General features: G+C 62.0%; 17 protein-coding genes. 8 read left to right on the forward strand and 9 right to left on the reverse strand.

What is annotated here, in order from left to right; all coding sequences use genetic code 11:
* Nucleotides 1-5: 5 nt before the first annotated feature.
* The 5 genes from rng to mreB all read right to left on the reverse strand — a co-directional run bounded on the left by rng (nt 6) and on the right by mreB (nt 4646).
* Nucleotides 6-1463: a ribonuclease G gene (gene rng, locus BM116_RS02440; RefSeq protein WP_083726165.1), complete on the reverse strand. Its 1458-nt coding sequence runs from the start codon at nt 1461-1463 to the stop codon at nt 6-8.
* A gap of 62 nt (nt 1464-1525) precedes the next feature.
* Nucleotides 1526-2107: a Maf family protein gene (locus tag BM116_RS02445; RefSeq protein ID WP_083726163.1), complete on the reverse strand. Its 582-nt coding sequence runs from the start codon at nt 2105-2107 to the stop codon at nt 1526-1528.
* Nucleotides 2097-2570: a rod shape-determining protein MreD gene (gene mreD / locus BM116_RS02450; protein ID WP_083726161.1), complete on the reverse strand. Its 474-nt coding sequence runs from the start codon at nt 2568-2570 to the stop codon at nt 2097-2099. The genes BM116_RS02445 and mreD overlap by 11 nt, the downstream gene beginning before the upstream one ends.
* On the reverse strand, nt 2560-3486 hold the full coding sequence (gene mreC / locus BM116_RS02455) for a rod shape-determining protein MreC (protein ID WP_235846672.1): 927 nt from the start codon (nt 3484-3486) through the stop codon (nt 2560-2562). Before mreC ends, mreD begins: the two co-directional genes overlap by 11 nt.
* A gap of 119 nt (nt 3487-3605) precedes the next feature.
* Nucleotides 3606-4646, reverse strand: a complete 1041-nt coding sequence (gene mreB, locus BM116_RS02460) for a rod shape-determining protein MreB (protein ID WP_083726157.1) — start codon at nt 4644-4646, stop codon at nt 3606-3608.
* Nucleotides 4647-4949: 303 nt separating this feature from the next.
* On the opposite strand from mreB, the gene gatC reads away from it, so the two are divergent.
* From gatC to BM116_RS02485, 5 genes are all read left to right on the forward strand, one after another.
* Nucleotides 4950-5237 (forward strand): Asp-tRNA(Asn)/Glu-tRNA(Gln) amidotransferase subunit GatC, encoded by a 288-nt coding sequence (gatC, locus tag BM116_RS02465; RefSeq protein WP_083726155.1) that lies wholly within the window; start codon nt 4950-4952, stop codon nt 5235-5237.
* 29 nt (nt 5238-5266) lie between these two features.
* Nucleotides 5267-6718: an Asp-tRNA(Asn)/Glu-tRNA(Gln) amidotransferase subunit GatA gene (gatA, locus tag BM116_RS02470; RefSeq protein WP_083726153.1), complete on the forward strand. Its 1452-nt coding sequence runs from the start codon at nt 5267-5269 to the stop codon at nt 6716-6718.
* 14 nt (nt 6719-6732) lie between these two features.
* Nucleotides 6733-8181, forward strand: a complete 1449-nt coding sequence (gene gatB / locus BM116_RS02475; RefSeq protein WP_083726151.1) for an Asp-tRNA(Asn)/Glu-tRNA(Gln) amidotransferase subunit GatB — start codon at nt 6733-6735, stop codon at nt 8179-8181.
* Between the two features lie 107 nt (nt 8182-8288).
* Nucleotides 8289-8630, forward strand: a complete 342-nt coding sequence (locus tag BM116_RS02480) for a septal ring lytic transglycosylase RlpA family protein (RefSeq protein WP_235846676.1) — start codon at nt 8289-8291, stop codon at nt 8628-8630.
* Between the two features lie 150 nt (nt 8631-8780).
* On the forward strand, nt 8781-10829 hold the full coding sequence (locus BM116_RS02485; protein ID WP_083726147.1) for a BCCT family transporter: 2049 nt from the start codon (nt 8781-8783) through the stop codon (nt 10827-10829).
* A 62-nt stretch (nt 10830-10891) separates the two neighbouring features.
* Here BM116_RS02485 and BM116_RS02490 read toward each other — a convergent pair whose 3' ends face one another.
* Nucleotides 10892-11476: a YajG family lipoprotein gene (locus BM116_RS02490; RefSeq protein ID WP_083726145.1), complete on the reverse strand. Its 585-nt coding sequence runs from the start codon at nt 11474-11476 to the stop codon at nt 10892-10894.
* Nucleotides 11477-11652: 176 nt separating this feature from the next.
* Between BM116_RS02490 and BM116_RS02495 the strand changes: the two genes are divergently transcribed.
* Nucleotides 11653-11868 carry a hypothetical protein gene (locus tag BM116_RS02495; RefSeq protein ID WP_083726143.1) on the forward strand — a complete coding sequence of 72 codons (216 nt, stop codon included), beginning with the start codon at nt 11653-11655 and terminating at the stop codon, nt 11866-11868.
* Between the two features lie 18 nt (nt 11869-11886).
* Here the strand turns inward: BM116_RS02495 and BM116_RS02500 are convergent, their stop codons facing one another.
* From BM116_RS02500 to BM116_RS02510, 3 genes are read right to left on the reverse strand one after another with little or no spacing between them, the layout of a single operon-like run.
* Complete coding sequence (locus BM116_RS02500; protein WP_083726141.1) at nt 11887-12180, reverse strand: PA4642 family protein; 294 nt, start codon at nt 12178-12180, stop codon at nt 11887-11889.
* 59 nt (nt 12181-12239) lie between these two features.
* Nucleotides 12240-12722, reverse strand: coding sequence for a hypothetical protein (locus BM116_RS02505; RefSeq protein WP_083726139.1), 483 nt, complete (start codon nt 12720-12722; stop codon nt 12240-12242).
* Between the two features lie 3 nt (nt 12723-12725).
* Nucleotides 12726-13283 carry a hypoxanthine-guanine phosphoribosyltransferase gene (locus tag BM116_RS02510; RefSeq protein WP_083726137.1) on the reverse strand — a complete coding sequence of 186 codons (558 nt, stop codon included), beginning with the start codon at nt 13281-13283 and terminating at the stop codon, nt 12726-12728.
* Nucleotides 13284-13449: 166 nt separating this feature from the next.
* Between BM116_RS02510 and upp the strand changes: the two genes are divergently transcribed.
* Both upp and BM116_RS02520 read left to right on the forward strand, forming a co-directional pair.
* Nucleotides 13450-14091: a uracil phosphoribosyltransferase gene (gene upp, locus BM116_RS02515; RefSeq protein WP_083726135.1), complete on the forward strand. Its 642-nt coding sequence runs from the start codon at nt 13450-13452 to the stop codon at nt 14089-14091.
* Complete coding sequence (locus BM116_RS02520; RefSeq protein WP_083726133.1) at nt 14091-15341, forward strand: uracil-xanthine permease family protein; 1251 nt, start codon at nt 14091-14093, stop codon at nt 15339-15341. Before upp ends, BM116_RS02520 begins: the two co-directional genes overlap by 1 nt.
* Nucleotides 15342-15372 lie beyond the last annotated feature (31 nt).

Genomic DNA, 15372 nt, shown 5'->3' on the forward strand with positions numbered 1-15372 from the left:
CGCCATCACATCAGCACCACGTCGTACTGTTCCTGGGTGTACATGGTTTCCACCTGAAACTTGATCGGACGCTCAATGAACAGCTCCAGATCCGCGACGTTGCCGGACTCTTCGTCCAGCAGGCGATCGATCACCGCCTGCGACGCCAGCACCGTGTAGGAGCCGGCCTGATAGGCACGTGCCTCGCGCAAAATCTCACGAAAAATTTCGTAGCAGACCGTCTCCGGCGTTTTCTGAATGCCACGGCCGTGGCAGCTCGGACAGGGTTCGCAAAGCACCTGCTCAAGACTCTCGCGGGTACGCTTGCGGGTCATCTGCACCAGACCCAGCTCGGTGATGCCGATGATGTTGGTCTTGGCGTGATCGCGCTCCAGCTGTTTTTCCAGCGTGCGCTGTACCTGACGCTGGTGTTCCTCATCTTCCATGTCGATAAAGTCGATGATGATAATGCCGCCAAGGTTGCGCAGGCGCAGCTGGCGGGCAATCGCGGTCGCCGCTTCGAGGTTGGTTTTGAAGATGGTCTCTTCAAGATTGCGGTGGCCGACAAAGGCGCCGGTATTGACGTCGATGGTGGTCATGGCCTCGGTCTGGTCGATCACCAGATGGCCGCCGGACTTGAGCATCACACGCCGGTCCATGGCCTTCTGAATCTCGTCTTCGACGCTGTACAGGTCAAAGATGGGGCGCTCACCCGGGTAATGCTCCAGCAGCTCCTCGACCCCCGGCATCAGCTCGTGCACAAACTGCTCGACCTTCTGAAAGGTCTCACGCGAGTCGATACGCACCTTCTCCAGCCTGGGGTTGGCCAGGTCACGCAGGGTCCGCAGGGCCAGCGGCAGGTCTTCGTAGATCACCGAGGGCGCCGGCGCGGTGCCCATCTGCTGGGCAATCTGCTGCCACAAGCGGCGCACATAGCGGATGTCGACCAGAATATCCTCGGGCCGGGCGCCTTCGGCTGCGGTGCGCAGAATATAACCGCCCGCTTCATCGATAGCTTCACTTTCCTGGCAGTCGGCGACGACCTGTTTCAGGCGCTCGCGCTCGGCTTCGTCTTCGATTTTCAGCGAGATGCCCACATGCGGTGTGCGCGGCATGTACACCAGATAACGGGATGGGACCGAGAGATGCGTGGTCAGGCGCGCGCCCTTGGTGCCAATCGGGTCTTTGGTGACCTGCACCACCAGCGCCTTACCCTCGTGCACCAGCGCGCTGATCGGCTCTACCGCCTGGCCCTCGCGCTGGGAGATTTCGGAGGCGTGAATAAAGGCCGCACGTTCCAGTCCGATATCGACAAAGGCCGCCTGCATGCCAGGCAACACGCGCACGACCTTGCCCTTGTAGATATTGCCGACGATGCCACGGCGCTGGGTGCGCTCGATGTGCACTTCCTGCAGTACGCCGTTCTCGACCAGCGCAACGCGGGTTTCCATCGGCGTGATATTGATGAGAATTTCTTCGCTCATGGGCTCTCTCGCTTCTTGTCTGTCACCACAATACCGGTGATTGGAGCCCCGGAATAGCCGCGTCAGGGCCGTTGCCAGCAGGAAATGCCAAAGCCCTCAAGCAAACTGGCGGTCTCGCGCAGCGGCAACCCGACCACCGCGCTGTAGCTGCCTTCGATACGATCAACAAAGACTGCGCCCAGCCCCTGAATACCGTAGGCGCCAGCCTTATCTGCCGGCTCGCCGGTGTCCCAGTAATCCGCCAGCTCCTGTGCACTCAGCCGGCGGAAGCAGACCCGGCTATCGACCCGCTGCAGCGCGATACGTTCATCCCGGGCCACCGCGACTGCCGTCATTACCCAATGCTCGCTGGCGGACAAGCGGCCCAGCATGTCAAGCGCATGCGCGCGGTCGCGCGGTTTGCCGAGAATCTGCCCGCCATGCACCACGGCGGTGTCCGCTGCCAACACCACCCGACCCGGGCAGGCGGCAACGGCAGCGAGCGCCTTGTCCCGCGTCACCCGCTCGACGTAGGCCTCGGGCGACTCGCCCGGCAGCACCCGCTCATCCACCTCGCTGGGGCGCTGGGTGCAAGGCACACCGATCTGCGCCAGCAACTCACGCCGCCGGGGCGAGGCCGAGGCCAGCAGCAGCTCAGTTGACATGAAAACGCCGGCGTACGCCGCGCAGCAACGAGAAGACCCAGGGCCAAAGCACCGCACTAACTACCGCCGGCAGCAGGAACAGCAAGGTCGGCGGCCGGTTACCGCTCAGGCTGTTGAGCCAGAGTGCGACCATCTGGGCAATCCCGAAGACCGGCAGCATTACCAGGCTCTGCTGCCACAGCGGGAAGCGGCGAATACGCTGATACAGCAAGAGCACCATCCAGACCACCAGTGTCATCACCAGCGCGTTCTGACCAAACAGCTGGCCGAACAGCACGTCCGACAGCAGCCCCGCCAGCCAGGCGGTCAGCAGGCCGACCCGATGCGGCAGCGCCATGACCCAGCACGAGAGCACCAGCGCCAGCCACATCGGGCGGGCCAGGCTGACCGGTTCGGGCAGCGGCATGACACTGAGCAGCAGCGCCACCAGAATGCTCAGGATAATCGCCAGACTAGTCTGCATCGGCTGCCTCCCCGGCCGGCTCGGCCTCGCTGCCGGCAGCAGCCGTCTCTGCCGCCGCCTCGTCAGTCGGAGCGGTGTCGCCTTCCTGCTCGTTGGCGCCCTCGGTGCCCAGCTCCAGCGCCGGCAATACATCGCCGTAACCGCTTTCAGGGCTGAATACCAACAGCAGGTAACGACTGCGATTGAGCTGCGCCGAGGGCGTTACCCGCACTTCGGCAAAGGACTGCGCCGGATGCCGCGTTACCGTCTGCACCCGACCGACCGGGTAACCGGCCGGAAAGCGCTGACCAAGCCCCGAGCTGACCACAATGTCGCCTTCGCGCACATCGGCGGTGTCGCCGACGTAGCGCAGCTCCAGCCACTCGTTGCGGCCAGTACCGCTGGCGATGGCGCGCAGGCCGTTACGATTGATCTGCACCGGCAGGCTGTGGGATGCATCGGTCACCAGCAGCACCCGGGCGCTGTGCGGCAGCACTTCGACCACCTGGCCCATCAAACCGCTGGCATCAAGAACCGGCTGGCCCAGAAACACGCCATCAGCCTCGCCCTTGTCGAGCAGGATGCGTTGGGTAAAGGGGTTGGGGTCCACACCGATCAGCTCTGCCACCAGCACCCGCTCATCGACCAACGAGGAGGAGTTGAGCAGCTCGCGCAGGCGCACGTTCTGTTCGGTCAGGGTGGCGAGTTTCTGCAGCTTGCGCTGCGTCAGCAGCGCTTCGGCGCGCAGTCGCTCATTGTCGGCTATCAGCTCGGCCCGGCTGGTGGTCAACTCAGAGACCGACTCCCAGGCCCGCACCGGCATTTCAGCAGCCGAATACAACGGCGCCACCAGCAAGCCGAGCTGGTGGCGCAGGGGTTTGAGGGCGTCAAAACGGGCGTCAACCACCATGAGCACGATGGACAACACCGTGAGCACGATCAGGCGGACACCGAGTGACGGCCCCTTGATAAATAGCGGTTTGATGGCAGGCTCCTCGCAGCCACTGGCGTGTTGCCGTCAAAGGCCCGCCGTGCAGTGGCGGGCCAGCAGCCGACTCACTCGGTCGACAGCAGATCCATGGTGTGCTGGTCCATCATTTCCAGCGCACGGCCACCGCCGCGAGCAACGCAGGTCAGCGGCTCCTCGGCAACAATTACCGGCAGGCCGGTTTCCTGGGTCAGCAGCTTGTCCAGATCACGCAGCAGCGCACCACCACCGGTCAGAATCAGGCCACGCTCAGCGATGTCGGAGGCCAGCTCCGGCGGCGACTGCTCCAGCGCACTCTTGACCGCCTGAACGATGGTAGCCAGCGATTCCTGCAGTGCTTCCAGCACCTCGTTGGAATTGAGAGTAAAGCTGCGCGGCACACCCTCGGCCAGGTTACGACCGCGAACATCGACTTCCAGCGTTTCGCCACCTGGGAAGGCAACGCCGATTTCCTGCTTAATGCGCTCGGCGGTGGACTCGCCGATCAGGCTACCGTAGTTACGGCGCACATAGGTCACAATCGCCTCATCGAAACGGTCACCGCCAACCCGGACAGATTCAGCGTACACCACGCCATTAAGGGAGATCAGCGCGATTTCAGTGGTACCGCCACCGATATCCACGACCATGGAGCCGCGCGCCTCTTCAACCGGCAGGCCGGCACCAATGGCAGCAGCCATCGGTTCTTCAATCAGGTACACCTCGCGGGCGCCAGCACCCAGGGCAGACTCACGGATCGCACGACGCTCAACCTGAGTAGACTTGCACGGCACGCAGATCAGCACACGCGGGCTCGGCTGGATAAAGCTATTTTCATGCACCTTGTTGATGAAGTACTGCAGCATCTTTTCGCAGACGCTGAAGTCGGCGATAACGCCGTCTTTCATCGGACGAATGGCCTGGATGTTGCCGGGCGTGCGTCCCAGCATGCGCTTGGCATCAGTACCAACGGCAACAACACTTTTCTGATTGCCGGCGGTGGTGCGAATGGCAACCACCGACGGTTCGTCCAGCACAATGCCACGATCGCGGACGTAAATGAGGGTGTTGGCAGTGCCCAGGTCGATGGACAAATCACTGGAAAACATGCCACGAATTTTTTTGAACATGCGTTGACTAGACCCCGAGGACGCGTGGGTTAATGGTAAAAAAATAAAGAAAGCACTGATAAGCCACCTGTCCGCTGCATTGCCGCAGGGATGGATAGCGGCAAAAGGCCTTTAGAAAACAGGGCAAACAGGTAGCTGATCGGTACTTCCGGAAGTGTCGCAACTCTAACAATGGCGGGGTTTTTGGGCAAGGCGCGCTGTGGTAAATTCCCGCCTTTGCCCGCATTTCCCGTGGCGAACCACCCAACGGCGCCTGTCGCCAGCAGCCAACCGGAATTCTTCCGGCTACATGGAGCTTTACACATGTCCCTGGACCGCACCGATGTGGAAAAGATCGCGCATCTGGCCCGTATCGCCATCAGCGAGGATGAAATCCCCGCTACTACCGCCAAACTGTCCGGCATTCTGGACCTGATCGATCGCATGCAAGCGGTGGACACCAGCAACGTCACACCGCTCGCCCACCCGCTGGAAACCACCCAGCGCCTGCGCACCGACGAAGTGACCGAAAGCAACCAGCGCGACGCCTATCAGGCCATCGCACCGGCCACCGAAGAAGGCCTGTACCTGGTTCCCAAGGTCATCGAATAACCCTGCCGCGCCGACAAGAGACTACCCCCATGCACGAAAAAACGCTGGCCGAACTGTCCCAGGCCCTGCAGAGCAAGGCGCTGTCCAGCGTCGAGCTGACCCAGCACTACCTCAAGCGCATCGAGCAGCTTGATGGCAGCCTCAATAGCTATATCACCGTTACCGCCGAGTCCGCATTGGAGCAGGCCAAGGCCGCCGATGCGCGCATTGCCGCCGGCAACGCCAGCGCCCTGACCGGCATCCCGCTGGCGCACAAGGACCTGTTCTGTACCCAGGGCCAGCGCACCAGCTGCGGCTCGAAGATGCTCGACAACTTCATCTCGCCGTACGAGTCCACCGTTACCCAGCGTTTTCTGGATGCCGGCTCGGTCAGCCTCGGCAAGACTAACCTCGACGAATTCGCCATGGGCTCCTCTACCGAGTCCAGCTTCTATGGCCCGACTCGCAACCCGTGGGATACCGACCGCGTACCCGGCGGCTCCTCCGGCGGTTCAGCCTCTGCCGTTGCCGCACGCCTGTGCGCGGCTGCCACTGGCACCGATACCGGCGGCTCCATCCGCCAACCGGCGGGCTTCACCGCACTGACTGGCCTGAAGCCGACTTACGGTCGCGTCTCGCGCTGGGGCATGGTTGCCTACGCATCCAGCCTGGATCAGGGCGGCCCGATGGCCCGCACCGCCGAAGACTGCGCGCTGATGATGCAGGTCATGGCCGGGTTTGACGCCAAGGACTCCACCAGTGTCGACCAGCCCGTACCGGACTACAGCGCCGCCCTGAACGACTCGCTCAAGGGCTTGCGTATCGGTCTGCCGAAGGAATACTTCGCCGCCGGTCTGGATGCCGCCACCGCCGATGCCATCAGTGCTGCGGTCAAGCAGTTCCAGGCGCTCGGCGCCGAGGTCAAGGAAATCAGCCTGCCAAATGCCGAGCTGGCGATCCCGGCTTACTACGTCATCGCGCCAGCTGAAGCCTCCTCCAACCTGTCACGCTTTGACGGTGTACGCTTTGGCTACCGCTGTGAAAACCCGGCCGATCTCACCGACCTGTACAAGCGCTCACGCGCCGAAGGCTTTGGCGCCGAAGTGAAACGCCGCATCATGGTTGGCGCCTATGCGCTGTCCGCCGGCTACTACGACGCCTACTACCTGCAGGCGCAGAAGATTCGCCGCCTGATCAAGAACGACTTCATGGCCGCCTATGAGCAGGTCGACGTCATCCTCTGCCCGACTTCGCCGACCCCGGCGTTCAAGATCGGCGAGAAGATCGACGACCCGGTCAGCCTCTACCTGACCGACATCTACACCATTACCGCCAACCTGGCCGGCGTACCGGGCGTTGCCCTGCCGGCCGGGTTTGCCAACGGCCTGCCGCTGGGCATGCAACTGCTGGGGCCCTACTTCAGCGAAGCCCGTCTGCTCAACATCGCGCACCAGTACCAGCAGGTTACCGACTGGCACCAGCGCGCTCCGGCCGGCTACTGAGAGGATTGACAGCAATGCAATGGGAAATCGTCATCGGGCTGGAAATCCACGCCCAGCTCACCACCGCGTCGAAGATCTTCTCCGGCAGCGCCACCACCTTCGGCGCCGAAGCCAACACCCAGGCAAGTCTGGTTGACCTGGGCATGCCGGGCACCCTGCCGGTGCTCAATGCCCAGGCCGTGCGTAACGCGGTCAAGTTTGGTCTGGCGATCGACGCCGAGATCGGCATGACCAACGTCTTTGCCCGCAAAAACTACTTCTATCCGGACCTGCCCAAGGGCTACCAAACCAGCCAGATGGATCACCCGATCGTCGGCAAGGGGCACCTGGACATCACCCTGGAAGACGGCACCGTCAAGCGCGTCGGCGTGACCCGCGCACACCTGGAAGAGGACGCCGGCAAGAGCCTGCACGAAGACTTCCACGGCATGAGCGGCATCGACCTCAACCGAGCTGGCACCCCGCTGCTGGAGATCGTCTCCGAGCCGGATATGCGCAGCGCCAAGGAGGCGGTCGCCTACGCCAAGACCATTCATTCGCTGGTGCGCTATCTGGGCATCTGCGACGGCAACATGGCCGAAGGTTCGCTGCGCTGCGACTGCAACGTCTCCGTGCGCCCCAAGGGTCAGACCGAATTCGGTACCCGCTGTGAGATCAAGAACGTCAACTCGTTCCGTTTTATCGAGAAGGCGATCAACACCGAAGTCCAGCGTCAGATCGAGCTGATCGAAGACGGCGGCAAAGTGGTACAAGAAACCCGCCTGTACGATCCGAACAAGGACGAAACCCGCTCCATGCGCAGCAAGGAAGAAGCCAACGATTACCGCTACTTCCCCTGCCCGGATCTGCTGCCGGTAGTTCTTGAGCAGCGCTTCCTGGATGAGGTGCGAGGCGAGCTGCCGGAGCTGCCACAACAGAAGCGCGAGCGCTTCGAAAGCCAGTTTGGCCTGTCGACCTACGACGCCAGCGTCTTGAGCGCCAGCCGCGAACTGGCCGATTACTTCGAACAGGTCCAAAAAACCTGCGGTGACGCCAAGCTGGCCGCCAACTGGGTGATGGGCGAGCTGTCCAGCCTGCTCAACAAGGAAGGTTTGGATATCGAGCAGTCGCCGGTCAGCGCCGATCAGCTGGGCGGCATGATCCTGCGCATCAAGGACAACACCATCAGCGGCAAGATCGCCAAGATGGTGTTCGAGGCACTGGCAGCGGGCGAAGGCGACTCCGCCGATGCCATCATCGAAGCCAAAGGGCTGAAGCAGGTCACCGACAGTGGCGCGATCGAGGCCATGCTGGATGAGGTCCTGGCGGCCAACGCCGAGCAGCTCGAGCAGTACCGCGCCAGCGACGAAGCCAAGCGCGGCAAGATGTTTGGCTTCTTTGTCGGCCAGGCTATGAAAGCCTCCAAGGGCAAGGCCAACCCGCAGCAGGTTAACGAACTGCTGCGCAAGAAGCTGGAAGGCTGAACCGGCGGGCGGCGGCGTGGTCTCAGATCGCGCCTCCGCCACCCGGGACTCTCCCCATGCTTCGCGCGCTACTGATCGTCATCGCTACCCTGCTGGCCAGCAGCGTCATGGCCGACGATCTCTCGCTGGGCGACCCCGGCTGGACCCAGACCGGCAAAGCCTCCTACTACTCCTCCCGCCTGCACGGTCGGCGCACCGCCAGCGGCGAGCCTTATGATGAAACCGACCTCACCGCAGCTCATCCGCAGCTGCCCTTCGGCACCCTGGTTGAGGTGACCAACCTGTACAACAACCGTTCGGTTGTTCTGCGCATCAACGACCGCGGCCCCTTTGTCGGCCACCGAATCATCGACGTGTCACAGAGCGCCGCGGAGCTGCTCGGCATGATTCGCGCCGGCAGCGCACGGGTGCGTATCGAGGTGCTGGACCCGGACCAGCAAAGCGAATAAACGGAACCTTTGCTCCTGCGGGCTATCCTCTATCAGGTAACGAGTGGAAACAAAGCGGACATCGGCGCCCTGTGGGTCGACTGTCGGCCGCGTGCTGCTCGCCCACCGAGCCGGTCACCTGACCGGCATACGCAGGACAAGGAGATCTGCATGACTGACGCCAAGCGTGGCTGGCAATCAACCGTACTGGTTCCCGTGTTTGCCCCTGCCGTGATTGTCACCCTGCTGCTGGTCATCGGCACCATCAGCAACCCTGAGCTGGCCGGCTCACTGTTCTCCAGTACGCTGGCCTACATCACCGAAACCTTTGGCTGGTTCTACATGCTGGCGGTCGCCAGCTTTTTGCTGTTCGTGGTGCTGGTCGCCTGCAGCAGCTGGGGCAATATCCGCCTAGGGCCGGATCACTCGGAGCCGCAGTACAGCTTCCCGGCCTGGTTCGCCATGCTGTTCTCTGCCGGCTACGGCATCGCCCTGCTGTTCTTTGGCGTGGCCGAACCGGTCACCCACTTTGCCAGCCCGCCCGCAGGCGCCCCGGAGACGCTGGACGCCGCCAAGCAGGCGATGCAGATCGCCTTCTTTCATTGGGGCTTTCATATCTGGGCGATCTACGGGCTGGTCGGCCTGGTGCTGGCCTACTTTGCCTTTCGCCACGGTCTGCCGCTGTCGATGCGCTCAGCCCTCTATCCGCTGATTGGTGAGCGCATTCACGGCCCCATCGGGCACACCGTGGACGTGGTCGCCATTCTCGGCACCCTGTTCGGTATCGCCACCACCCTGGGCCTCTCGGTGGCGCAGATCAATGCGGGGCTGAACTACCTCTGGCCGAGCATTCCAGTGGCCAGCAACGTGCAGGTCACCGCCATTGCGGTGGTCACCGGCCTGGCGCTGTTCTCGGTGGTGGCCGGCCTGGACAAGGGGGTCAAGAACCTCTCCATCCTCAACATGGTGCTGGCAGTATCGCTGATGCTGTTCGTGTTTCTGGTTGGCCCGTCGATCTTTATCCTCGAGGCATTCTTGCAGAATACCGGCAGCTATCTGAATAACATTGTCGAGCGCACCTTCAACCTGCAGGCCTACACCCATAGCGACTGGATCGGCAACTGGACGCTGTTCATCTTCGGCTGGACCATCGCCTGGGCGCCCTTTGTCGGGCTGTTTATCGCCAAAATCAGCCGTGGGCGCACCATTCGCCAGTTCGTTTTTGGCGTGATGCTGGTGCCGACTATGTTCACCTTCCTGTGGTTCTCGGTCTTTGGTGACACGGCCCTGCACCTGATCATGAACGAGGGTTACACCACCTTGATCAGCGAAGTGCAGGCAGACAAGGCCATCGCCCTGTTCAAGCTGTTCGAACACTTGCCGCTGACCTCGACCGTGTCCTTCATCACGGTGGTGCTGATCGTAACCTTCTTCGTGACCTCCTCTGACTCGGGCTCGCTGGTGATCGACTCGCTGGCCTCCGGCGGTGTGATGCAGACGCCGGTCTGGCAGCGCGCGTTCTGGGCCATTCTGGAGGGCGTTGTAGCGGCAGTATTGTTGATTGCCGGCGGCCTGAGCGCCCTGCAAACCATGACCATCGTCACCGCCCTGCCCTTTGCCATCATCATGATCATTGCCATGCTCGGCATGTGGCGGGCACTGGTGATCGAAGGGCACCGCGACGTCAGTCTGCAGCACCAGATGCAAGTCAGTCGCTACAGCGACAACAGCCTGGCTACCAACTGGAAAAAGCGCCTGGCCGGTATCGTCAACTTTCCTGACCGCACGGCGGTGGAAGGCTTTATCAACAAGACCGTCATGCCAGCGATGCAGCGCCTGAGCGATGCGCTGGTTGAGCAGGGTTGGCCAACCAAGGCAGAGCGCGACCCGGAGAACGGTCGGGTGTATCTGGAAATCCACAAGCCGGATCAGCTCGACTTCATCTACGAGGTGCGTCTGCGTGAGTATCTGCGCCCCGACTTTGCCTACCCCGAAATGCGCCGCACCGACAACAACGAGCAGCAGCATTACTACCGGGCAGAAGTCTTCCTGCGTCGCGGCGGCCAGACCTACGATGTCTACGGCTACGACGAGCAGGAAATCATCGGCGACATTCTGGATCACTTCGAGAAGTACCTGCACTTCCTGCACATTTCCCCGGGCGTACTGCCGTGGAATATGGCCGAGCACGACGAAATGCTTCAGCCTCCTACCACCTGACACCAACAGCTGTCAGGCACAAAAAAACCGGCGCATGGGCCGGTTTTTTTTGTGCCAGGACCTTACTGCTGCAGGATCTGAATGATCGCCGGATCCTGGAATACGCGGGTCAGGGCGTCGCTCATGACATCAGTCACCAGCTGGGTATTGGTCTGCTCGTTCGGCGCATAACCAAAGCGCTGCTGCAGCGAGGAGCTGTAACGGCCCTGGTAGTTCTTGTTCATGTTGCGCGCCTCGGCAACAAAGGTGGCGCTGATATCGGCCTGGGTCACGTAGACAGAGCTCTTGGGCGACTGGTAGCTCAAGTCAGACAGGTTAAGGGTCAGGCTGTTGGCATTCGGCGTGCCCTGCGGCACAACGTTAAAGCCCAGCTGGCGCAGCGCGTTCTCGACCTGCTGACGGACCGCCGGCAGGGTACTGTCGCTGATGGTGATATTGCTGGAATCGGGATAGATACCGCCGCGGGTGCCCAGAATCTTGCTCTGGCGCGTGTCCTGCACCTGCACGGTCACCGGCTGCTGTTGGGCAACCGGGTTGAGCGGCTTGTTGATCTGCGGTTGTACTGTCAGTTGCTGCGGGCTGTGCGCGCAACCCACCAGGGCCGCCGTCAGCGCTGCCAGCAACACCATGCCTGAACGCTTGAGCATAAGTAGCTTACTCCTGCCATCTATCGAAAAAGTCGGTTTGTCACCGGATTGCTGCCGGTTTGGACAGGCGCAGCATACTCCGGTTCCGAGGCCGCTGACAGAGGGCCTGCACTGTCATCATCCTGCAATGCAGATAGGCCAAGCTGGCGGCCAGAATGACTGAGGAGTCTACCCCCATGCTCAACGCTCTGCTCAAGCGTCGCCGCTGCTATGCACAGCTCAGCCCCCAAGGGCTGTGTCTCGCCCTGTGGGAACTCAAGGACGCTCCACGTCAGGGACACTGGGTCGAGGTGTGCGAGATGGAACCGCGCTGGATCGGCAAGCCGTTGCCGGCAAGCGCCCGCGTTATCCGCAACGCCCGCCGCAACCAGTGGCGCCTGCTGCCGGCCTGAGCCGGCGGCAAACAACCCTCAACGCGCGCCGGCAGCTTCCAGCACGGCGACGTACTCTTCGCCCTGGGCGTGTTCACGCACAGTCTCGGCAAAGGTGCGGCCTTCACCGTTCACGGCATTCAGGTCAAAGCCTTCGGCCTTGAACATCACCAGAAAACGCTCAAAGTCCTCGATACGCAGACCACGGTAGGCGCGCACCAGCAGGTGATAGTCGGCTGATTCGTCACTGTTATAAGGACGCGCATTGAGAAATACCGCGACCTGCTCGTCGGTCATCGGCTCGCCGATCACCTTTTCTTTATCTTTACGCATGATGCTTCCTCACTGGCTCAGGGCGGGCATTGTAACCATCCGCCGCACGCCCCACCAGCTCAGCGGGCGCCAGACTGCGGTGCCGAGTGCAGGTCCGCCCAGATCAGCCCGTTGCCGTAAAAGCGCCCCTGCACATAATCGGCACCAGGCGCATCCAGCTGCTGGCGAATGACCGGCAGCAGGCTCAGCGGGTAGGTGATGACCAGCGTGTTGGCGTCATCCTCCAGCCGGGCCGCGCGCAAACCGGCGCCGCCCTCGACAAAGTGCAGGCGCGCTCGCTCTACCGGACTGCCGGCAAGCAAGGAGCGCCCTTCCAGCAGCAGCCAGACCCCGGCTTCAGCCTGATTAGGGCGTCCGCCGGGGCGTAGCTCGCTGCCCACGGTCAGACTGTAGCGCTGCACTTCAAACAGCACCTGCTCGGGCTTGTCCTGCCGTTGGCCAAAGGGATCGGCCGGCAGGTACTCGTCGTGCGGCAAACTGACCTGGGCCGCCAGCAATGGCGCCAACAGACTCAAGCCCACTCCCAGCAGCCAGGCGCGCATCGCTTAGTGCCCCTTGAGCGCAAAGATACCGGCGGCGTTGCGCCAGTAGCCCTTGTAGTCGAGCCCGTAACCGAAGATGTAGCGGTCTTCGACATCCATCCCGGTAAAGTCGGCGCGCATACCGGGATAGGCCTTGCGATCATGCTGCTTATCCAGCAGCACTGCGGTGTAGACGTGCTCGGCACCCGCGTCACGGCAATACTCGACGATCGCAGCCAGGGTATGGCCCTCGTCCAGAATGTCATCGATGATCAGCACAGTGCGACCTGCCAGCGAGTGCTCGGCGCGCGCCTTCCAGAACAGCTCGCCGCCCGACAGCTTGTTGCGGTAACGCGTGGCGTGCAGGTAGCCCACTTCCATCGGAAAGGGCAGCTTGGGCAGCAACTTGCCACTGATGATCAGGCCGCCGTTCATCACGCTGTAGACGATCGGGTTGCTGTCACTCAACCGGGTGTTGATGTCATCGGCCATGCGCTGCAGCGCTGCCTCGACGTCTGCCTCGGTGAAGAGACAGTCCGCCTCCGCCATCACTTCTTTAATATGCTGCAGCTCTACCGCCATGACTGACCTCCGCGGGTGCCGGAAAAAGGGGCGAAAAATACCCCTGTCGTCGCGAAAGCACAAGTATAGGGCCCATTGATCGATTCCACACGCCCTTGCGGCATGTTGACACTGGCCCGGCTGTGCCATAATTGCCGCGCCCTTCTCGCAACAGAGTACCTTTCCGATGAACGTCAAAGAAATCCGCCACCCCCTGATCCGACACAAGCTGGGGCTGATGCGCCGCAACGACATCAGCACCAAGAACTTTCGCGAACTGGCCCAGGAAGTTGCCGCCCTGCTGACCTACGAGGCAACGCAGGACATGGCGGTTGAGGCCCATACCATCAAAGGCTGGTGCGGCGATGTGCAGGTCGAGAAGCTCAGCGGCAAGAAAGTTACCGTGGTGCCCATCCTGCGTGCCGGTCTGGGCATGCTTGATGGCGTCCTCAGCCTGGTGCCGAGTGCCAAGGTCAGCGTGATCGGTCTGGCACGCAACGAGGAAACGCTGGAAGCAGACACCTATCTGGAAAAGCTGGTCGGCGAACTAAACCAGCGCATGGCCCTGATCATCGACCCGATGCTGGCCACCGGCGGCTCCATGGTCGCCACCATCGACATGCTGAAAAAGGCCGGCGCCCGCGAGATTCGCGCGCTGGTGCTGGTCGCCGCGCCCGAGGGCATCAAACGCGTCAACGATGCCCACCCCGACGTGCAGATCTACACCGCCTCGGTTGACCAGCGCCTGAACGAACAGGGCTACATCATTCCGGGCCTGGGCGACGCCGGCGACAAGATCTTCGGCACCAAGCAGAAGGATATCGTCTGATGGAAGGCGTACAGACCCAGGGCTGGCGCACCGCGCTGGCCGGCTCACAGATGCTGTTCGTCGCCTTTGGCGCACTGGTGCTGATGCCGCTGATTACCGGCATGAACCCAAGCGTCGCACTGTTTACCGCAGGTATCGGCACACTGCTGTTCCAGTTCACTACCCGTCGCCAGATCCCGATTTTTCTGGCTTCAAGCTTCGCCTTTATCGCCCCCATCATGTACAGCAACCAGACCTGGGGCCTGCCGGCCACGCTGGGTGGTCTGGTCGCCGCCGGGGTAATGTATATCCTGCTCAGCCTGATCATTCGCTGGCGTGGCCCGGGCTTTATCCAGCGCCTGCTGCCGCCGGTAGTGGTTGGCCCGGTGATCATGGTCATTGGTCTGGGCCTGGCCTCCACCGCCGTCAACATGGCGATGGGCAAGTCCGGTGACGGCAGCCAGCAACTGGTGGATTACAACACGGCCATTCTGATTGCTGCAGCGTCATTGGCTACCACCATTGTGGTGGCGGTCTATGCCAAAGGCCTGTTCCGTCTGGTGCCGATTCTGGCCGGCGTGCTGGTAGGTTATGTGCTGTCCTGGCTGCTGGGTGTGGTCGACTTCAGCCAAGTTGCAGACTCACCCTGGCTTGCAGTGCCGGCTTTTGTTGCGCCGGAGTTTCACATGGCGGCCATCCTGTTCATGATTCCGGTTGCCATTGCGCCGGCCATCGAACACATCGGCGACGTGCTGGCCATTGGCGGCGTCACCGGCAAGAACTACCTGGAGAAACCCGGCCTGCAAAACACCCTGCTGGGTGACGGCATCGCTACCTCGGCAGCAGCGTTCCTGGGCGGCCCGCCAAACACCACCTACTCGGAAGTGACCGGTGCGGTGATGCTGACCCGCAACTTCAACCCCAATGTGATGATTTGGGCAGCCGTGTTTGCCATTGGCCTGGCCTTTGTCGATAAGTTTGGTGCGGTGCTGCTGGGTATGCCGGTACCGGTCATGGGCGGCATTCTTTGCCTGCTGTTCGGCTCAATCGCTGTTGTCGGCCTGAACACCCTGGTACGCAATCAGGTTGACCTGGCACAGGCACGCAACCTGTGCATCGTCTCGGTCACCTTGGTATTTGGCATCGGCGGCATGGTTATCGGCAATGACAGCTTCAGCCTGCAGGGCATCAGCCTGTGCGGCGTGGTCGCCATTGTGCTTAACCTGATCCTGCCCAAGGGCGAGGACGAGAACGCCCTGCCGCATCAATAACGCACGACAGGCGCTGAACCCGCAGCCTGCG

This window comes from Halopseudomonas pachastrellae, assembly GCF_900114765.1.
Classification (GTDB): domain Bacteria; phylum Pseudomonadota; class Gammaproteobacteria; order Pseudomonadales; family Pseudomonadaceae; genus Halopseudomonas; species Halopseudomonas pachastrellae.